Origin of the sequence: Pannonibacter sp. I15F10I1 (genome assembly GCF_900185665.1) — a bacterium.
Taxonomy (GTDB): Bacteria; Pseudomonadota; Alphaproteobacteria; order Rhizobiales; family Stappiaceae; genus Pannonibacter; species Pannonibacter indicus.
The window spans coordinates 1-18,853 of sequence record NZ_FYAN01000007.1; the positions used below are offsets into that span (position 1 = coordinate 1).

Below are 18,853 nucleotides of genomic sequence, written 5' to 3' on the forward strand. Positions count from 1 at the left end.
GCCAATCTAGTAGAAAAAACAGTAAAAACCCAAAACAGCAACAGCCCCGGAAAACACCGGGGCTGAGCAACACAAAGAAAAACCTGAATAAAATCTGAACGTAAGATCAGAAAACCTGCAGGGATTTGAGCGCAGTCAATCTTTTTTCCGCAAAATCCACCGCTTGTTCGACCATAAATCCAAGGTTTTCGGCGTCGGTTTCGAGGGGGTGCCCGGCCTTGATGAGGCGCTGCCCCTGAGCCTGGATGGCTTGCCACGCAAATTCCGCCCATTGCTGCGGATCCTTCCTTCCTTGCGTCAGGGCAAAAAGGAAGAGCTGCTCGAACCGGGTTACAGGCACGCCGCTGCCCAGGACAGGCGAAGCGAGAAAGCCGACTTCGTCAGAGGATCTTGCGCGATTGAAAAGGGCCTTGTTGAGAGCATTTGTACGCTCACGCCGCTTGGCTTCGGCCTTGGCTGACAAGCAAGGGTGCAGATGCCCAGAGCCGACAAGAATAATGATGGCCTGCATCAGCTTGGCCCACCCGAGATTCGCAATCTCAGGCGCCGCGAGCAGCTGCCGGAGTGTGACCGGGCCATTGGCAAAACCATCCAGGAGCGGGCTGTAGACATCTTCTTGCAGTGTCATATCCCCGAATCGGCCCTGGATTGTCAGGGGCACATCCTCACGCCGGAGCGACAAGGCAAACCGTAAGTCCAGCCAGGTATCGCGGGAGGCCTGAAGCGTCAGCGGCACTGCTCCCTTGACAAAAATGTCGCGACGGAACTGCTGATTGATTAGAAAGTCACGCAGCCCTTCAGCGCGGATTGGATCAATTTCCTGCGCCAGCCACTTGCTCTGATCGGTCGTCAGTGAAACCACATCAATGTGGTCAAGCAGATGCGCCGATGCAGCAAAGGAGAGTTTTGCGCCGCTAAGTTCCTGTGCAACGTCCTGGAAATAGAACGGTGTCCAGTCGCGATTGAAATACTCATGCGCAAGATAGTTGCGTGCCATTGACTGCATCCGCTCAAACCGCGGCGCAACTCCGGCATTTTGGGTGAAATATCCCGCTCCGAGTTTGATCATTTCGTCGGCAAATGACAATGCTTGATCAATGCGGGGGGCAATCGGCCCACTGCGAGTCGCGGCATGATCAACCAGGAGCCGGCGGAGTGGCATCGCATTGGCCCAGCCCGGCAAGGTATTATAGCTGATATAGACCAGCCCGCCCGGTTTCAATTTGCGCCGGATAAACTCGACGATATGTCCACGGTTCTCCGCACTGATCCAGCTATAGATGCCATGCAGCGCAATAATGTCGAATTCGGCCGGAAGGGACTGCTCTGCAGCAAACTCAGCAAATGCATGCTCGTAAAAATGTACATTCGGCAGAGCCGCGTCTTCGGCAAGCTTCCGTGCTCCTGCGATTTGTGCAGGGTTGAAATCCGTTGCATAAAACTCAATGTGCGGATTGGCAGCGGCCAGAATATTCACCGACAGTCCCTGACCACATCCCAATTCGCAAAAACGCATAGGCTGCTCAGGACTGGGAGCCTGGCGCATTTTTGCCAGGACGGCAAAAGACAGATTTGCTGGAGTCAGTTCCTTGTAGAAACCATGAGTGTATGAAATATCGGCCACATAACCATTGTTCCAGTCCAGCACGTAAGTTCCCCCATGCTTATGCCGGGCCAATCCAGCACTGCTGCCAATTCCCTATCAGGCTTGGCAGGATAAGAAAATGAATGTTCTGCTACTAAGCAGTCGAGCTCCTGGTCACCACCGTGTGCGGGTCAGCGCATCCCGGGGACCCATCAGACCATAGGTTTCTCGGAATAAATCTTCAGCATTTTCGCCTTCTGCAGCTGCAATTTCATGCTTACCGCCGCCAGGAAAGAAGAGCGTGTTGCCTTCCAGCCTGTAGCCAGCTTCGTACCGCCGGCCACATCGGTCAACATACAGGGAGTCCCCCAGGTTTTTTGCCGCTTGCAGCCCGGCAGCTGGTGCAGGAAGCCCACAGTTTTCAGCGGAAAAGGCGGTTGCAGGCCCAAGAAGCAAACCAGAAAAGGCTATGGTGCGAAAAAAAGACATAGGCATATCTCTTGCCTGAATGATGGACAGGATTCGCGCTCGCAGCTGCGATCTTAACCTCTCCCTGGGCCACAGTCACCCCGGTCTCTATACCTTTAGATCCATTGTTCCGGAATGGGGACTGTCCTGGCCGGATCGGGTGAGTTAATCCCGTCTTTAAAATCAGCGAAACATGTTCCAGGGAGCAAAGACCAGCTTTGGAGGGGGGGACACAGGTTGCTGTATTGATATGCGAGTGGTCAGTGCAAGCTTGGTTGTCGATGCTTGGGGTCTGCTTGGTCCGACCGGATTCTCTTCTAACGTCATGAATTCCATAGTCAAACCACGTTTCCGGCTATTTGATCAGAAAATCTGATTGATACAATCAGAAGATACGAATTTTGCTAATTCCAGCAATTGGGTAACGTCATGTCACTGGCGCTGTTTCTGAAGAGGGAACGGCGGCTGATCCCTGCTGAAGCAGGGCAGAGTTCTGAGTGGAATTTCCGGGCAGCGTACCCCGCCGCTGCCTGCCGAAGGAGAGGGCGGCGCGCCGTGCCGCCCTGCTGACGTGCCTCAGGCGGCAGAGATGCTGCCGGGGCCAATGTTCGGGCGGTCGGCTGTACCGCTTGGGGTAAACACAGGCGGCGTCTGGCCGCCTCAAGAACCATATGGACCGGAGAGAGACAATGGACGCGACGAATGCCAGCAAGGCAGGCAAGTGCCCGGTGATGCACGGTGGAAACACCGCCACCGGCAATTCGAACATGGAGTGGTGGCCGAACGCCCTCAACCTCGACATCCTGCATCAGCATGACGCCAAGTCCAACCCGCTGGGCAAGGACTTCAACTACCGCGACGAGCTGAAGAAGCTGGATGCAGAGGCGCTGAAGGCCGATGTGAAGGCGCTGCTCAAGGACAGCAAGGACTGGTGGCCGGCTGACTGGGGCCATTACGGCGGCCTGATGATCCGCCTTGCCTGGCACTCGGCCGGTTCCTACCGTCTGGCCGATGGCCGTGGCGGCGGCGGCTCGGGCAACATCCGCTTTGCCCCGCTCAATTCCTGGCCGGACAATGCCAGCCTCGACAAGGCCCGCCGCCTGCTGTGGCCGGTGAAGAAGAAATACGGCAACAAGATCTCCTGGGCCGACCTCATCCTCCTCTCCGGCACCCTGGCCTATGAGGACATGGGTCTGAAGACCTTCGGCTTCTCCTTCGGCCGCGAGGACATCTGGCATCCGGAAAAGGACACCTACTGGGGTGCGGAAAAGGAATGGCTGGCGCCGTCCGACAACCGCTACGAGGACGTGACCAAGCCGGAGACCATGGAGAACCCGCTGGCCGCCGTGCAGATGGGCCTCATCTACGTGAACCCGGAAGGCGTCAACGGCAAGCCGGACCCGCTGGCCACCGCCGCCCAGGTGCGCGAGACCTTCGCCCGCATGGCCATGAACGACGAGGAAACCGCTGCACTGACCGCAGGCGGCCACACCGTCGGCAAGGCTCATGGCAATGGCGATGCCGGTGCGCTCGGCGTCGAGCCGGAAGCAGCAGGTCTGGAGGCTCAGGGCCTCGGCTGGCTCAACCCGAACCAGCATGGCAAGGCCAGCGAAGCCGTGACCTCCGGCATCGAAGGTGCATGGACGACGAACCCGACCGTGTTCGACATGGGCTATTTCGACCTGCTGTTCGGCTATGAGTGGGAACTGACCCGCAGCCCGGCAGGAGCCCAGCAGTGGCAGCCGGTCGGCATCAAGGAAGAGGACATGCCGGTTGATGCGACCGACCCGTCCGTCCGCCGCATGCCGATGATGACCGATGCCGACATGGCCATGAAGATGGATCCGAAATACCGGGCCATCTGCGAAAAGTTCATGGCTGATCCGGAGTACTTCAAGGACACCTTCGCCCGCGCCTGGTTCAAGCTGACCCACCGCGACATGGGCCCGAATGTGCGCTACATCGGCCCGGATGCGCCCAAGGAAGACCTGATCTGGCAGGACCCGATCCCGGCTGGCCCGAAGAACTACGACATCGGCGCCATCAAGTCGAAGATCGCCGCCAGCGGCCTTTCGGTTGCCGAACTGGTGTCCACCGCCTGGGACAGCGCCCGCACCTATCGCGGCTCTGACATGCGCGGCGGCGCCAACGGTGCCCGTATCCGCCTTGCCCCGCAGAAGGACTGGGAAGGCAATGAGCCGGCCCGCCTTGCCAAGGTTCTGGGCGTGCTGGAGCCGATCGCCAAGGCCTATGGCGCGAGCCTCGCCGACGTGATCGTTCTGGCGGGCAGCGTGGGGATCGAGAAGGCTGCCAAGGCCGCCGGTTTCGATGTCTCCGTGCCGTTCGCTCCGGGCCGTGGTGATGCCACTGCCGAGATGACCGACGCGGACTCCTTCAGCGTGCTGGAGCCGATCCATGACGGCTTCCGCAACTGGGTGAAGAAGGACTATGTGGTTTCACCGGAAGAGCTGCTGCTCGACCGCGCCCAGCTGATGGGGCTGACCGGTCCGGAAATGACCGTTCTCCTCGGCGGCATGCGCGTTCTTGGCACCAATCACGGCGGCTCCAAGCATGGCGTGTTCACGGACCGCGAAGGGGCGCTGACGGCGGACTTCTTCGTCAACCTGACCGACATGGCCTACACTTGGAAGCCGGCCGGCAAGAACCTCTACGAAATCCGCGACCGCAAGACCGGCGCGGTGAAGTGGACGGCGACCCGTGTGGATCTGGTGTTCGGCTCCAACTCGATCCTGCGCGCCTATGCCGAGGTCTATGCTCAGGATGACGCGGCAGAGAAGTTCGTGAAGGACTTCGTGGCTGCCTGGGTGAAGGTGATGAACGCAGACCGCTTTGACCTGACGGCCTGATCCGTCCGGTCACAGAAAAACATGCGGCGCTCCGGGAAACCGGGGCGCCGTTTTTCGTTTGCAGGCCTTTTGTGTCAGAGCCCGTAGCCTTGGGCCATGGCGGCGGCAAAGAGCGGGAGAAGCGGGAAGAGCAGCAGTTCGGCCACCAGCGCGCGGCGGACCTGCCTGCGCTCTGCCTGCGAAGGCACAAAGGCCGCATCCGCCTTCCGTTGGCGCCGCCATGACAGGATGCGCAGGGTTGGCAGGATGGAGATCAGGCCGATGGCGAGGAAGACGCCTATCTTGGCCCAGAAAAACAGGTTCTCGAGATAATACTCCGGCCCCTTGCCGCCATACATGACGCGCAGGCCCCCAGCCAGCAGCACCAGAACGGCGAGCGCGCCGTAGTGGAGATCGAGCAAGGAAAGCCGCTTGAGATCCTCCGCTGCGAGTGTCTGGCGCAGGCAGATGGCCAGTTCCATAACCAGCACGGCGAAGAGTGCGAAGACAGCCAGATGATGCAGGCCGGCAAGAAGAAGGCCAGAAAGAGCAAAGGACGCGTCTGCCATTCAATCCTCCAGAGGGAACAAAACGGCCCGGCAACCCGCCCCCGCGCGTCCCACTTGCAGGTGGTGTCATCGCGGTGCGCAGAGTATGGCTGGCCCTGCGGTCACACCGCCTTCCCCCGCACCGGAAAAATAGTCTGAGCAGCCTGCCAGGGCACGTTGCCAGGGGGATAGCTTGATGTGTACACTGTAAACATAAGCTCAGATGTAAACGGTGTCAACATGCCTGATAAAACCGGAAATGGCCGCAGGCCTGCCTATCACCACGGCGATCTGCGCCGAGCTCTTGTTGATGCTGCAATGGCGGAAGCGGGCAGGGGCAGTCTTGCAAATCTGTCTCTGCGGTGGCTGGCGGCGAGCGCCGGGGTCTCCCCGGCGGCAGTCTACAGGCACTTTCCGGATGTCGAGGCCCTTCTGGCCGCCGCAGCACACGAGGCTTTCGACCGGTTTGCCGCATATCTTCAGGCTGGTGCCCGGACAGGCGGCGATGATCCGGCAAAACGCCTGAAGGCCATGGGCTGGGCCTACCTGCGCTTTGCGGAAACTGAGCCGGGGCTTTATTCGCTCATGTTTGGCCGGACCTACAGCCCGTCCCATACCGGACTGATGGAGGCTGCGGCCCATGCCTTCCGTCAGTTGACGGAAGGGCTGTCGCACCTGCTGCCGGAGGGGCAGATGGCTGATGCCGAAAAGATTGCGGGCAGCCTCTGGGCGCTGGTGCATGGGTTTGCAGATCTGCGGGCCAAGGGGCTGTTATGCGCGAATGGCAGCACGCTGCAGGGGGCGTTTGACGAGCAGGCGGAATATGCGCTGACACTGGCCGTCGAAAGCATGGTTTCGGGCCGCAGCAGGCAGGAAATCTCTCAATAGGGCGTCAAAAGGCCTGGGTGGCGAGATGCCGGCTGGCGAGCATTGGCTCGCCCGTCAGGCTGAGGGCAGCCTGGCGGCCGTGATGCCATAGAACGCTGGCGGCGCAGACCGTCTGATCCTGCTCGTCCAGCACCAGAACGCGGGGCGGCAGGGTGACTTTCACCTTGATGAGGGCGCCCGTCTCGCCGCTTTCCGCATCAAACAGGGTGCAGGCCGTAATGTCCGCGCCGTCTTCCGTCTTCAGGCGGCCGCCGCGCATGCGCGCCCTCAAGGCGGGCTTGAGCTGCGGCGGGCGGAAGCGGTGGCCTGTACGGGCTGGAGTTGCGCGGGTCATGGTTTGTCCAAATGGCAATAGCGGCGCGCAGCATGCGCAGCCGTTCATCCTCCTGTCAGTTGTAACAGGGTTAGACGCCTTAACTTGCCCGGAGCTTGCCGGAATGGCACTCAGACCAGAAACGGCAGGCCCGTCAGGTCGGACAGAACGGCGCTGGGGGCCAGGTCCGGATATTCGTCCGGCTGGGCGGTGCGGTTCATCCAGACGGTGCGGAAGCCATAGGCGGTGGCGCCTGCAATGTCCCAGCGGTTCGAGGACTGGAAAGAGATCGCTTCCGGATAGACCCGGAAATGGTTGGTCACCAGCTCATAGACGCGCGGATCGGTCTTGTAGGTGCGCAGATCATGCACCGAGAAAATCTCGTCCAGAAGCTCGGTGATACCGGCAGCCTTGGCCGCTGACTCCAGCATGGAGGGCGTGCCGTTGGACAGAATGGCGAGCCGTGCCCCGGCCTGCTTCAGGCTGGTGAGCACTTCGGGCACTTCCGGATAGCAGTCCAGCGCCCAGTAGGCGTTGAGAAGGTCGGCCCTGAGGCCCCGGTCGGCGGAGGGGAAGAGATTGAAGGTGGTGTCGAGCGCCTGCTCGGTCAGAACCCAGAAATCCTCGTAGCGCTGCATGAGGGCGCGGACCCAGGAATATTCCAGCTGCTTCTGCCGCCACACGAAGGAAAAGGTCTGCGCGTCGGGCCCCAGTTTCGCGGCATGTTTGCGCACGGCGGCGTGAACATCAAAGAGGGTGCCGTAAGCGTCAAAGACATAGGCCGAATGGGCCATCGGGATGCTCCGTGGGGTCGCAGGACAAGATCCGCCGTCAGCTTTCCTGAACAGCGTCCGAACATATGCCGATCATTTGCCGGGATGCAATCAGGACAAAGGGTAAAGGCCGATATCGCTGTTGACCTGAACGGCGGATGCTGGAGCACTTTCGATGAAGACGCTGCCATCGAAAGTGCTCTTTCCGTTCATTTCTCGCAATTCCAGCCGCAGAACCGGTTCTAACTTTTTGCTCTGGCCGGGCTGTTCAGGGCACTGCGACGATCCGTCCGCTGCCATCACGCTGCTTTCCAACGATGAGCCGGAAGAACACATAGACGGTGTGCAGCACATCAATGGCCAGAAGCAGGAGGCCAATCAGGATGAGGTTCGTGCCCTGGGAAGGTGCCACAAGAAGGCAGAAGATCCAGAGCGCGAAGAGCCCAAGGTCGAACAGGCCGTGCAGGATGTTGCCGAGGTAGAAGTGATGGAGCCCCATCACGCCGAAGACGCCGCACAGGGCAACTGCAACGCCGTAACTCTTGTCACTGACGTTCTCTGCCTGTGCTTTGCCTGCTTCCGGCTGGGGGGAACCGCAATGCGGGCAGAAATGCGCCCGGAAAGCGATCTTGTCCCCGCAGTGGATGCAGAAGCTCCATCCGCCGCCCTGCGGCTCTATACGGGTGTCACTCATCGCCGGAGCGGCAGCCCCTGCTTGTCCTTGTAGGACCCGACGATGATCATGATCAGGTCAATAAGCGACCAGATGCCAAGGCCGCCGAGCGTCAGGATCATGAGGATGCCGGTGCCGATCTTGCCGGTGTAGAAACGGTGGATGCCGAAGGTGCCGAGGAAGAAGCAAAGCAGAGCTGCAGCAACCATGCTCTTCTCGGAGACAGGTGCTGCGGCCAGGGCATTCGGTGCGCCGCACTTGGGGCAGGACGGTGCCGTTGACGCAATCTGGTGGCCGCAGGTGCCACAGAAAATCATGGACGGATTGGCACCCATGCCAGAATTGGGGACCGAAACGGTGCTCGACGACATTTGAAGACCTCTGATCGAAAATTGAGTTGCTTTTCACAACAAGCGGACCGGTCTTAACACGGTGAAAGCTGCAGGGTCATGTCCAGAGGATCACAAATTGCAGGTTTCCAGCCGGTAGTCACAGCTTCTCCACGGCCCGGCCAAGGGCTCAGCCCGGCAGCACGATGGCCCCGTGTTCATCCAGGGACCAGAACGGGTTGAAGGCGATTTCCAGAAGATGGCCGCCGGGAATGCGCACATAGGAGGTGTAGCCGCCCCAGAAGGCCTTTTCCGGTGGCACGACGGCTTCAGCGCCAGCCGACAGTGCCCGTGCATAGGCGGCATCGACCTCGGCCTCGTTGCGGCCGTTCCAGGCAAGGGAGACTGCACCTAGCCCTTCCGGAACGGGGCGGCCAATGTCCTTTTCCAGTGAGGCGCGGGGATAGAGCGCGAGAGCAAGGCCCGGAAGCTGATAGAAGGCGATGCCTTCCTGGCTTTCGGAGGAGGCTGTCCAGCCGAGCCCGTCCTCGAAGAAGCGCCGGGTTTCAGCCAGATCATCTACGGCGAGGGTGATGAGGGAAAGGCGCTGTTCCATGATCGGGTTTCCTTGGGCTGGAGGCATCAGCGGGTAACGATGAGCGTGGCACCCGTTCCGGCCATGACGGCTCCGGCGGTGCGGTTGACCCGGCGCACGACGGCAGGGCTGCGCAGCAGGCGGCGGGCGCGCATGGCCATGAGAACATGCCCGCCGATGACCACCACTTCAACCGCCAGAATGACGGCGGCAAGCTCCAGCACACTCAACGGGGTGAGGGCGGTTCCGGCCACATTGGGCAGAAGCGCCACATAAAACAGCGGCATCTTCGGATTGCCGAGGTTGAGGGCGATGCCGGTGGCAAAGGCGGACAGGAGATTGCCGCTGCCGGTAGGCTGAAGGGCCGGCACCACAGGCTCTGTCGTCCACAGGCGGATGCCCGTCCAGATCAGCCAGAGGGCACCGGCGTAGCGCAGCACGGTCATGGCCGTGCCCATTTCCGAGGCCAGCAGCGACAGGCCGAAGGCGGCAAGGCAGAGGAAGATGAGGATGCCCGCCACGGTGCCTGCCCCATAGGCAAGGCCGGACACGGCCCCATGCGACAGGGTGCGGGCGATGATGGTCATGTTGTCCGGGCCGGGGCTGGCGGCAAAGACGAAGAAGGCGGCAGCAAAGGCAAGAAGCGTGGCGAGGTCCATGGTCAGTCCTCCGGATGGCGCCCGGCGAGCGGCGGGCAAACGGAGGATCAGGCGGAATCCGTGAAAGATCAAAGGCTTTGTGCGCCGATGAGCCGTGACGGATGGGGATACTGCGGATCAATTTTCCTGCAAGAGCGCTTTTCAGGAATGACAGCCTGTCCGGGTGCGGCCTTGCCGGAGCAAGTCTTCCGATTTTCGGCTGAAGGGCGTCAAACGGTTGACCTTGCCTTTTTCCGGGCGTTTGTTCGCTGGCAGTGAAAAATACAGCGGAGGACGCGCAAGATGAGCGGCTGGAGTGAGACCTGGACCTATGTGGATGGCGCGTGGCATGAGGGCAATCCGCCGCTGATGGGGCCGCGCACCCATGCGGCCTGGCTGGGATCTTCGGTCTTTGACGGGGCCCGGTTCTTCGAGGGCGTGACGCCGGATCTCGACCTGCATTGCCAGCGCGTGAATGATTCGGCCGTGGCTCTCGGCCTGAAGCCCACCGTCAGCGCGGGCGAGATGATCGAGATGACCCGTGAGGGCGTCACCAAATTCAAGCCGGGCAGCGCCGTCTACATCAAGCCGATGTATTGGGCGGAAGGCGACGGGCCGGGGGTGATCGTGGGCGATCCGGAGAGCACGCGGTTCTGTCTGTGCCTGTTCGAGGCGCCGATGGCGCCGGCCGGTGCTTCCTTCTCGATCACCCTGTCGCCGTTCCGCCGCCCGACCATGGAAACCATGCCGGTGAATGCCAAGGCGGGCTGCCTTTATCCCAACAATGCCCGCGCCATGGCCGAAGCCAAGGGCCGCGGCTTTGACAACGCGGTGGTGCTGGACATGCTGGGCAATGTGGCCGAGCTGACCAGCGCCAACATCTTCATGGTCAAGGACGGGGCGGTGCATACGCCCGCGCCCAACGGCACGTTCCTCAATGGCATCACGCGCCAGCGGGTGATCCAGCTGCTGCGCAAGGCGGGCCATGCGGTGCATGAGCGCACCATTGGTTATCGTGAGTTCCAGGAGGCGGACGAGATCTTCTCGACCGGCAACTATTCCAAGGTGGTGCCAGTGAACCGCATCGAGGAGCGCAGCCTGCAGCCGGGACCGGTGGCCGCCAAGGCGCGGGAACTCTACTGGGACTTCGCCCACGGCTGAGGTTTCGGCTGATCACTGCTGCCGGGCGGGCACAAGCACCAGTCCGGCAGCCAGCAGCAGGCAGATGGCGGCCCCTGCCGAGGGGAGGGCAAAGCTGCCCGTGCTGCCTGCGGCAAAGCCGGCAAGGCTTGGCCCCAGCATCTGGCCAAGGCCGAAGCTGGCCGTCATCAGCGCGATGGTGCGGCGCGGATCGCCCGTGGACAGGCGCCGGGCTTCGATGAGCCCCAGCGCGGTGATGCCCATGAAGGTTATGCCGAGCAGAAAAGCCGCGAGCAGGATGCCGGCAGGGCCAGTTGCGGTGACGCTGAGAGCGACGCCGCAAGCCTCGATGACACAGGCGAGCGCATAGGCACGCGGCACGCCGGTGCGGGCAGCGATCCGGTTCCAGATGAAAATGGACGGGGCAGCGGCAAGGCCCACGATCAGCCAGAGATAGGGTTCGGCCGTTGCCAGCGCCGGATCGGAGCGGGCGATCACGGCGATGAAGGTTGCCGTCACCACATAGCCGATGCCGAACAGGCCGTAGGCGGCAATCAGCTGCGGCAGCCCGGCGGGCAGGCGGCGGGGACCGGTTTTCGCGGGCGCGGGCGGGGCTGTTTCGGTTGCGCCCGGAACCATCCATGCGATCAGGACCGTCAGCGCCAGACTGATGACCCCGCATCCGGTCCACAGGCCGTGCCAGTCTGCGCCCATGGCGGCCAGGCCGGAGACGATGAGGGCGGAGCCCGCAATCCCTGCACCAACGCCCGAGAAATACAGCGCCGACAATCCGGGCCGCCCGGCCTGTGCCAGCCGGTCAAGAATGAGTGCTGCCGAGAAGACGAAGGCGAAGGCGCTGGCTAGGCCCGCCAGAAACCGCAGCAGCATGAAGACCGGGATGCTGTCCGTCCAGGCCATGGCGAAGGAGAGGGTAGAGCTGGCAATCAGCGAGCCGAGAAACCACACCCGGCGGCTGCCGGGCAGGGAGCCGGAGGAGGCCGCAAGCGCCCCCACCAGATAGCCGAGGAAATTGGCCGAAGCGATGAGCCCGCCGTCTGCCTTGCTGAGGTGCACCTGAGCGATCATGAAAGGCAGGACGGGCGTGTAGACGAAACGCCCGATGCCCATGGCCGCAGCCAGCGACAGAAGGCCGCCGAGAGCAAGGCGGACGGGAGAGGCGGCTGAGGGGGCGGCAGAGGTCACGGAAGGGCTCCGGCTGGCAGGTGAGCCGGAGCCTAGCGATTGATGGCAGACTTGGCGAGTGGCCAGAAAGGCGGGCGGGTGGTTACTTCACCTGCGCCAGCAGTTCATCCAGCCGCTCACCTTTCATGACCAGCTTGGAGCGGAGCTTGGCGGCCTTCTGGTCCAGATCGGCGCGGTTGACGGCCTCTCCGGCCTGGATCATGCCGATCATGCTCATCATCAGATGCGGCGGGCAGTAATAGAGATAGACGCCGGGCTGGCTGATGGTGACGGTGGTCTTCTCATCCAGCGGTGTGTTCCAGGCGGCAACGCCTTCCGGGGCCACGTAGGAGCGGACATTGTGGCCCGAGTTCGTGGGAATGAAGGTGACCGTGTCACCCACCTCAACCTGCAGGAACGAAGGCTCGAACACCATGCTGCCTTCGGTTCCGTAGTTCAGCATCTTCACTTCGTGATCGGCAGCCGAAGCACTGAACGGGGTGAGGCAGAGGGTGATGGCCAGAAGGGCGTTGCGGGTCATGAGCTTCATGCTGTGTTTCCTGAGGTTCAGGGGTGGAGTGTCGCGGGCATTGACCGCAAGGGGCGGACGACGGGGGCGCCGGCGCTGTCGGTGAGGATTTCCACATCGACGCCATAGGTGCGGCTGATGAGGTCCGCCTTCAGCACCTCGGCGGGGCTGCCTGCGGCTTTCAGCTCGCCATCGCCGATCAGGATCAGCTGATCGGCATATTGGGCGGCCAGACTGAGATCATGCAGGATCAGGATGCTGATGCGGTTGCGGGCGCGGGTCTCGCGGTGGACGATATCCAGCAGCTTCTGCTGATGGTGCATGTCGAGCGCGCTGACGGGCTCGTCCAGCAAGAGGATGCCGGGATCGCGCAGCAGCACCTGGGCAAACAGCGCCAGTTGCCGCTGGCCACCGCTGAGCGAGAGAATGTCGTGGCTGGCGAGATGCGCAATCCCTGCCGCCTCCATGGTGGTGACGGCGGCGTGGAGCGTCGCGTCATCTACATGGAAGGAGAGTTCATCCATCCTGCCCAGCAGCACCACTTCCAGCGCCGTGAGGGAGGCTTCAAGAGCGGTGTCCTGCGGCATGTAGCCGATGGCCTTGCGCCAGTGGCGCAGGGTTTCGCGGGTGAGTTGTCTCTCTCCATGGGCGATGCGGCCCGTCTGCGGCCAGAACTCGCCGAAGAGCGCGCGCAGCAGCGAGGACTTGCCCGCACCGTTGGGGCCGAGGATGACATGCACCTTGCCAGGCTCGAACTTGAGGGAGAGATCGCGGGCGACGCAGTGCTTGCCCCGGAAGAGGGTGATGTCCTGAAGGGTGAGATCGTTCATCGCCGCCGTGCCAGCATGATCCAGAAGAAGAAGGGCACGCCGACCATGGCGGTGACGATGCCGACCGGAAACAGCGCGCCGGGAATGACCACCTTGGAAATGACCGAGGCCATGGACAGGAAGGCCGCGCCCGCCACCATCGACATGGGCAGGAAGAAGCGCTGATCCTCGCCCACCAGCAGCCGCGCCACATGCGGGGCGACAAGGCCGACGAAGCCGATGATGCCGACGAAGCTGATGGCGGTGGAGGTCATGAGGGCGGTCAGCGTCAGCGTGGTAACGCGCAGATGCGTCAGGTTGACGCCAAGGCTCTGCGCCCGCGCCTCACCCAGACGCAGGGCAGTGAGCTTCCAGGCATCGCGGAACAGCAGCGTCACGCAGAAGACGGTCACGCCGAGGGTGATCCAGAGGCTGGTCCAGGTGGTCTTGGTCAGGCTGCCGAACAGCCAGAACAGGATCTGCTGGCCGACTTCCGGCGAGGCAATGAACTGTAGCAGCGACAAAAGCGACTGGAACAGGAACAGAAGCGCAATGCCTGCCAGCACCAGCATGGTGGAGGATATGCGCGCAAAGGCCGCCAGCGCGAAGAGGAAGGCGGCAGCCACCATGGAGAAGAAGAAGGCGCCCAGGGGCACCGCTATGGCCGGATGCAGGCCGAAGCCGCCGGTGAAGATGCTGAAGGCGGCGCCAAGCCCGGCAGCGGCAGCAAGGCCGAGCGTATAGGGGCTGGCCATGGGATTGTTCAGCAGGGTCTGGATTTCCGCCCCGCCCGCACCCAGCGCGCAGCCGACGACAAGGGCCATCAGCGCCATGGGCAAGCGCAGGCTGTTGACGATGGTCACGGTCATGCTGTCCGTGCCGTCCAGCCGCAGGAGGCCGGCCAGCACATCGGCGGGGCTGAGCATGGACGGGCCGGTGCCGATGTCGAGCACCAGCGTCACGCAGCAGAAGAGGGTGAGGCCGAAAAGCAGGCGCCAGCGCCGCCGTTCCCGGTGGCGCTGGCTTGCAATCGCGGTCGCAACATGAGTTGTGCCGGTCACTGGTTGTCAAAGTCCCTGAAAGAGGCGGCAGGCAGGCCATGCCCCGGAGGCGGGATGCTCCCGGGGCATGGCAGCTGCGGGTTTATTCCTTGATGGCGAGGGTGAAGGTGCCCTCGGGTGCCACCGGCAGGTACTTCTTGTAGAAGTCCTTGTAGGTCTCTTCCGGGTTCAGGTCGGTGAAGAGGTCCGGGTAAAGCACCTTGGCGAAGAACTGCAGCATGGCGTGGTCAGCCAGCGTGCGCGACGCACCCTGATAGACGCCATAGAAGCGGCCGTCCTGCACGGCGGGAAGCTGATCCCAGCCGGCGCGGGCGGTGAAGCCCTGCAGACGCTCCAGCGCTTCAGCCTTGGTCACGTCCTCGCCCATGAGCATGGAGGTCGGATTCTTGCGCGATTCAGTGCCGGCAATGACAATCACGTCCGGCTTGGAGGCCAGAACCTGCTCCGGGTTGATCGGGCCCCACCATTCGACGAAGGGGGCTGCGATGTTGTCGCCGCCGGCCGCAGTGGCCATGGCGCCCCACATGTTCTTGCCATAGGTGAAGCTGTGCTCGGCCGGGCCCTTGTTGCCGAACTCGATATAGATCGTCGGCTGCGGCTTGCCCGCATCGGCGATGCGCTTTGTGATGAGGTCGGCGGTCGCCTTGTACTCGCCGGAGATCTCAGCGGCGCGGTCTTCCTCGCCGGTGATCAGGCCGAGAACACGGGCGCTGTCCAGATGGCGCTCCAGCGTCTGGGCGTTGAAATCGACGACAGCGATGGGGATGCCTGCCTCTTCGATGCGGTCGGCATCAAGGCCGAGGCCCTTGTACTGCCAGTCGGCCAGAACGACCATGTCCGGCTTCAGCTCCAGCACCTTTTCGACGGAGAAGGTCTGAGCTTCGACTTCGCCCACATCCGGCTGGGCATCGAGGGAGGGACGGTGCTTGACGTAGCGGGTCCAGGACGCCGGACGCCAGCCTTCCCAGGCTTCACGCGAGATACCGACAACGTTGTCGTAGGAGGCTTCGCCGCCAACGGCCATGTAGTCTTCGAAGTAGAAGCCGAGCAGAACGCGCTTGGACGGCAGGTCCGCCTTGACCTCGCGGCCTATCACATCGGTGAAGGTTTTTTCTTCCGCAAAGGCGCCGGTGGTCAGGCTGGTGGCGGCGGCAAGGCCCAGCAGACCCGCGAGGGTGCCGGTTCTCAAGTGCTTGAAAATGCGCATGGACTACTCCCGATTGAGGATGCGCCCGTTTGTCAAACTTGATAAAAAGAGTCAACTTTAAAGCCTCCCTGTCCGTAGTCCTCCGTAGTTTTGTGTGGATCAGCAGCTCTCACGCGTCCGTGATTTCAGTTTTGCGGCGCAGTCGGGTCTGAATGGGCGCACCGGCCAGTGACGCGGCCGGCTCTTTTGAGGGAGACTTTGATGCGCAAATATTTTGTGGCCGGCGCCTTGCTGGCCGTAACCCTGACTGCGGCATCGGCTGCCGGTGACCCTGTCGCGACCCGCAAGGCTATCATGCAGTCCGTGGCTGCCAATGCCGGTCTTGCCGGTGCGATGATGAAGGGCGACATCGCCTACAGCCCGGCAGCGGGCAAGGCGGCGATCGCTTCGATGAATGCAGCCGCCAATGCTCTTGGTACGTTCTATCCCGATGGCACGCAGAATGCGGAAGGCTCTTCCGCCAGCCCGAAGATCTGGGAAGATGCAGCTGGCTTTGAAGCTGCGCTTGCCAAATTTTCCGAGGTTACGGGCGCTGCAGCTCAGGCCTCCGGCAAGGATGGCCCGGCCGATGTGGAGGCCTTCAAGACCGCGATGGGGCCGGTGATGGCCAGTTGCAGGTCCTGCCATGAGGCCTACCGGGTGCAGAGATAAGAGATAAGCAAGACGTGGAAGGCGTGGTCCGATGCTGAAGAAACTGGCTCTTGCCGGTGCCCTCGTACTGGGGGCGGGTGGATTGGGTTTCTGGGCTCTGACTGCGCCCGCCTCGATTGAGCCCGTGCGGCTCGCAGCCCTGCCGGAGGGCAATGCCGGGCGGGGAGAAGCGATGTTCTGGGCGGGAGGCTGCTCCTCCTGCCACGCCGCGCCGGGCGCATCGGGGCTGGACAAGCTGAAGCTGGGCGGCGGATTGCGGCTGGAAACACCTTTCGGCGTTTTCGTTGCCCCGAACATCTCGCCGGACATTGAAACGGGCATCGGCAGCTGGACGCTGCCGGACTTTGCCAATGCCATGCTGGCCGGAATTTCGCCCGAGGGCGAGCATTACTACCCCGCCTTTCCTTACACATCCTATGCCCGCATGAAGGATCAGGACATCTCCGATCTCTTCGCGTTCCTGAAGACGCTGGAGCCGGTGCAGGGTGTTGCGCCCGGCCATGAGCTTGCCTTTCCCTTCACCCTGCGGCGGGGGCTGGGGCTGTGGAAGCTCATGTATCTCGATCCGGGTCCGGCCGTGGTGCTGCAGAGGATCGACGAGCAGCTGCAGCGCGGCCAGTATCTGGTGGAAGGGCCCGGCCACTGCGGCGAATGCCACACGCCCCGGGACATGGCCGGTGGCCTGAAGCTGGATCAATGGCTTGCGGGGGCAAAGGCGCCGGTTGGCGAAGGCCGGATTCCCAATATCACCGGCGGTGAAAGGGGCATCGGCGACTGGTCTGTCCCGGATATTGCCTATTACCTCGAAAGCGGCTTCACGCCTTCCTATGACTCCGTTGGCGGGGAAATGGTGGCCGTGCAGGAGAACATTGCCCGGCTGACGGCGGAAGACCGGGAGGCCATTGCCGCCTATCTGAAGGCCATTCCCGCCCACGCGCAGGGCCAGTAGGCGAAAGGCCGCAGTCTTCCTCACTGGCCTGTCCCCATCCGCTGCCGCTAGACTGGCAGCGATTACAGGGAGGCGGAGCAGGGGCATGAGCGGACAGATTGCGGGCAGCAATTTTGAGGAGGCGCTGCGCCTGATGGGGCTTTCGGATCTCTCCGAAGCCGGACGCCGCGCCGTTGAACAGGCCCTGCGGCAGATGGCCATTCCGGCTGGAACCGAAGTCTTCGCGCCCGGGCAGGCCTGTCCCGGCTGGCTGGTGCTCACCTCCGGCAGCGTCCGCGTGCTGATGACATCCGATACAGGCCGGGAAATCCTCCTGTACCGCGTTGCGCCCGGGGAGAGCTGTGTGCTGACCACATCCTGCCTGCTGGGAGAGGAGCCTTATGCCGCGTCGGGCATCACCGAAACGGCATGCCAGGCCTTCATGATACCGGCCGGGGTGGTGGCGCGGCTGCTCGACAGCGAGCCGGTTTTCCGCAGGCGCATCTTTCAGGGCTTCAGCCTCCGCCTTGCCAGCATTCTGCGGAAGATGGAAGACACCATGTTTCACCGGCTGGACGCGCGGCTGGCGCGGCTGCTGCTGGAACTGGCCGGAGACGGGTCAGCCATTCACCTGACACAGGCTGCCCTTGCGGCAGAAACCGGCAGTGCCCGCGAGGTAATCGCCCGGCTGCTGGGGCGCTGGGCCGAGGCCGGTCATATTGCGCAGGGGCGTGGTGAAGTGCAGTTGCTCAACCCCGCAGCGCTGCGCCGGATCGCGGATACCGGCTGACCAGTTGCGGGGCTACGTGCAACTACGCTGCCGGGCTTTGTTTGTGACCATGTCACAGACGGGGTGTTCCACTGGCGCTAGGGTCGTCTCACCGTCCGGACAGTCCGGACAAGCCTTGAGCCAAGGGGACGGGATATGACTGTGAACATGGGAACCCTCGACCGGGCCATCCGCTTCCTGGTAGGGATTGCACTGATTGGTTTCGCGCTTTTCGGCCCGGCTGACATCAGCTGGAAGTGGATTGGCTGGTTCGGCGTCATTCCGGTCGTTGTCGCGCTGGTTGGCTGGTGCCCTGCCTATACGCTGTTCGGGATCAAGACCTGCAGGGCAAACTGACCCCCTGCATTGATCCCGCAGACCGGAAGCCGGAGCAGCCCCATGCTCCGGCTTTCTTGCGTCTAGAGGATGTCTTTACAGCCGCTTGCATTCCCGCGAATAGACGAAGTCGATATAGCCGCTCATCACGTTGAGGAAGGCTAGGCATTCCTGTTCGGTTCTGAAACAGCCTTCGCGGCTGACAGGGCGCGTCTGGCCTGTATCCGGCCAGACCTGACCACCGATCAGGCCGCGCCAGACGCCTGCCGTCTGATTGGCGGCTTTCAGCGGACGGCAGTCATAAGCCGTGCCATAGGTCTCCGGGACGTCTCCGGGGGTGCGGGTCGGGGACAGCAGAAGATGCTCCAGAAAACTGCCCTGCGCCATGGCAGCCGATTGCCCGATCACGAGGACCAGTGCGGCGAGCGTGGATCTCTTCAACATTTTCATGACTTCTCCAAACATGAGGCAATCTGCCGGCCGCTGCGGTGATGCAGCCAGGGCGGGCACCTGCCGGGCCCAGCTCAGCCTTATGGAAGGTTATGGGAAGCGTAAACGCAAATGGGAAGAAGCTTCTGCGACATT

22 protein-coding genes are annotated in these 18,853 nt (G+C 62.4%); 7 read left to right on the plus strand and 15 right to left on the minus strand.

The annotated features are described in order from the left end of the window. Positions 1-106: 106 nt before the first annotated feature. Together IF10I1_RS04515 and IF10I1_RS04520 are read right to left on the minus strand one after the other, a co-directional pair. Entirely contained in the window at positions 107-1,648 is a 1,542-nt protein-coding gene (locus IF10I1_RS04515; protein WP_244284759.1) for a class I SAM-dependent methyltransferase, read from the minus strand. A 111-nt stretch (positions 1,649-1,759) separates the two neighbouring features. Next, positions 1,760-2,074 carry a hypothetical protein gene (locus tag IF10I1_RS04520; RefSeq protein ID WP_186393969.1) on the minus strand — a complete coding sequence of 105 codons (315 nt, stop codon included), beginning with the start codon at positions 2,072-2,074 and terminating at the stop codon, positions 1,760-1,762. Positions 2,075-2,742: 668 nt separating this feature from the next. Between IF10I1_RS04520 and katG the strand changes: the two genes are divergently transcribed. After that, positions 2,743-4,920 carry a catalase/peroxidase HPI gene (katG, locus tag IF10I1_RS04525; RefSeq protein ID WP_186393968.1) on the plus strand — a complete coding sequence of 726 codons (2,178 nt, stop codon included), beginning with the start codon at positions 2,743-2,745 and terminating at the stop codon, positions 4,918-4,920. 74 nt (positions 4,921-4,994) lie between these two features. Here katG and IF10I1_RS04530 read toward each other — a convergent pair whose 3' ends face one another. After that, positions 4,995-5,468 (minus strand): DUF2214 family protein, encoded by a 474-nt coding sequence (locus IF10I1_RS04530; RefSeq protein WP_186393967.1) that lies wholly within the window; start codon positions 5,466-5,468, stop codon positions 4,995-4,997. A gap of 219 nt (positions 5,469-5,687) precedes the next feature. Here IF10I1_RS04530 and IF10I1_RS04535 point away from each other — a divergent pair, with 219 nt between their 5' ends. Next, entirely contained in the window at positions 5,688-6,335 is a 648-nt protein-coding gene (locus IF10I1_RS04535) for a TetR/AcrR family transcriptional regulator (protein WP_186393966.1), read from the plus strand. 4 nt (positions 6,336-6,339) lie between these two features. Here IF10I1_RS04535 and IF10I1_RS04540 read toward each other — a convergent pair whose 3' ends face one another. The 6 genes from IF10I1_RS04540 to IF10I1_RS04565 form a co-directional block, all read right to left on the minus strand. Continuing rightward, on the minus strand, positions 6,340-6,669 hold the full coding sequence (locus IF10I1_RS04540; protein WP_186393965.1) for a hypothetical protein: 330 nt from the start codon (positions 6,667-6,669) through the stop codon (positions 6,340-6,342). Positions 6,670-6,779: 110 nt separating this feature from the next. Further along, positions 6,780-7,442, minus strand: a complete 663-nt coding sequence (locus tag IF10I1_RS04545; RefSeq protein ID WP_019962823.1) for a haloacid dehalogenase type II — start codon at positions 7,440-7,442, stop codon at positions 6,780-6,782. A gap of 247 nt (positions 7,443-7,689) precedes the next feature. Beyond that, a complete protein-coding gene (locus IF10I1_RS04550; protein ID WP_186424375.1) occupies positions 7,690-8,115 on the minus strand; it encodes a TM2 domain-containing protein in 426 nt (141 codons plus the stop codon). Then, entirely contained in the window at positions 8,112-8,465 is a 354-nt protein-coding gene (locus IF10I1_RS04555) for a TM2 domain-containing protein (protein ID WP_082205737.1), read from the minus strand. Before IF10I1_RS04555 ends, IF10I1_RS04550 begins: the two co-directional genes overlap by 4 nt. Before the next feature lie 148 nt (positions 8,466-8,613). Next, entirely contained in the window at positions 8,614-9,039 is a 426-nt protein-coding gene (locus IF10I1_RS04560) for a VOC family protein (protein WP_094462153.1), read from the minus strand. 26 nt (positions 9,040-9,065) lie between these two features. Further along, positions 9,066-9,677 carry a LysE family translocator gene (locus tag IF10I1_RS04565; RefSeq protein WP_186424376.1) on the minus strand — a complete coding sequence of 204 codons (612 nt, stop codon included), beginning with the start codon at positions 9,675-9,677 and terminating at the stop codon, positions 9,066-9,068. Positions 9,678-9,959: 282 nt separating this feature from the next. On the opposite strand from IF10I1_RS04565, the gene IF10I1_RS04570 reads away from it, so the two are divergent. Further along, on the plus strand, positions 9,960-10,817 hold the full coding sequence (locus IF10I1_RS04570; protein WP_058900401.1) for a branched-chain amino acid aminotransferase: 858 nt from the start codon (positions 9,960-9,962) through the stop codon (positions 10,815-10,817). Between the two features lie 12 nt (positions 10,818-10,829). Here IF10I1_RS04570 and IF10I1_RS04575 read toward each other — a convergent pair whose 3' ends face one another. The 5 genes from IF10I1_RS04575 to IF10I1_RS04595 all read right to left on the minus strand — a co-directional run bounded on the left by IF10I1_RS04575 (position 10,830) and on the right by IF10I1_RS04595 (position 15,584). After that, the gene (locus tag IF10I1_RS04575; RefSeq protein ID WP_244293686.1) at positions 10,830-11,999 is read right to left on the minus strand and encodes a YbfB/YjiJ family MFS transporter; all 1,170 of its coding nucleotides are present in this window, start codon (positions 11,997-11,999) and stop codon (positions 10,830-10,832) included. A gap of 82 nt (positions 12,000-12,081) precedes the next feature. Then, positions 12,082-12,528 carry a pseudoazurin gene (locus tag IF10I1_RS04580; RefSeq protein WP_186415328.1) on the minus strand — a complete coding sequence of 149 codons (447 nt, stop codon included), beginning with the start codon at positions 12,526-12,528 and terminating at the stop codon, positions 12,082-12,084. A gap of 17 nt (positions 12,529-12,545) precedes the next feature. Next, on the minus strand, positions 12,546-13,337 hold the full coding sequence (locus tag IF10I1_RS04585) for an ABC transporter ATP-binding protein (RefSeq protein ID WP_050471063.1): 792 nt from the start codon (positions 13,335-13,337) through the stop codon (positions 12,546-12,548). Continuing rightward, entirely contained in the window at positions 13,334-14,377 is a 1,044-nt protein-coding gene (locus IF10I1_RS04590) for an iron ABC transporter permease (protein ID WP_058900398.1), read from the minus strand. Before IF10I1_RS04590 ends, IF10I1_RS04585 begins: the two co-directional genes overlap by 4 nt. Before the next feature lie 82 nt (positions 14,378-14,459). Then, entirely contained in the window at positions 14,460-15,584 is a 1,125-nt protein-coding gene (locus IF10I1_RS04595; RefSeq protein ID WP_186415329.1) for an ABC transporter substrate-binding protein, read from the minus strand. 201 nt (positions 15,585-15,785) lie between these two features. Here IF10I1_RS04595 and IF10I1_RS04600 point away from each other — a divergent pair, with 201 nt between their 5' ends. The 4 genes from IF10I1_RS04600 to IF10I1_RS04615 all read left to right on the plus strand — a co-directional run bounded on the left by IF10I1_RS04600 (position 15,786) and on the right by IF10I1_RS04615 (position 18,289). Continuing rightward, positions 15,786-16,235, plus strand: coding sequence for a cytochrome c (locus IF10I1_RS04600; protein ID WP_186415330.1), 450 nt, complete (start codon positions 15,786-15,788; stop codon positions 16,233-16,235). A gap of 31 nt (positions 16,236-16,266) precedes the next feature. After that, positions 16,267-17,184: a cytochrome c gene (locus IF10I1_RS04605; protein WP_186415331.1), complete on the plus strand. Its 918-nt coding sequence runs from the start codon at positions 16,267-16,269 to the stop codon at positions 17,182-17,184. 85 nt (positions 17,185-17,269) lie between these two features. After that, positions 17,270-17,953, plus strand: coding sequence for a Crp/Fnr family transcriptional regulator (locus IF10I1_RS04610; RefSeq protein ID WP_186415332.1), 684 nt, complete (start codon positions 17,270-17,272; stop codon positions 17,951-17,953). Between the two features lie 135 nt (positions 17,954-18,088). Next, positions 18,089-18,289: a DUF2892 domain-containing protein gene (locus IF10I1_RS04615; RefSeq protein WP_050471068.1), complete on the plus strand. Its 201-nt coding sequence runs from the start codon at positions 18,089-18,091 to the stop codon at positions 18,287-18,289. A 75-nt stretch (positions 18,290-18,364) separates the two neighbouring features. On the opposite strand, the gene IF10I1_RS04620 is transcribed toward IF10I1_RS04615, so the two are convergent. Continuing rightward, a complete protein-coding gene (locus IF10I1_RS04620; RefSeq protein WP_163001226.1) occupies positions 18,365-18,712 on the minus strand; it encodes a hypothetical protein in 348 nt (115 codons plus the stop codon). Positions 18,713-18,853 lie beyond the last annotated feature (141 nt).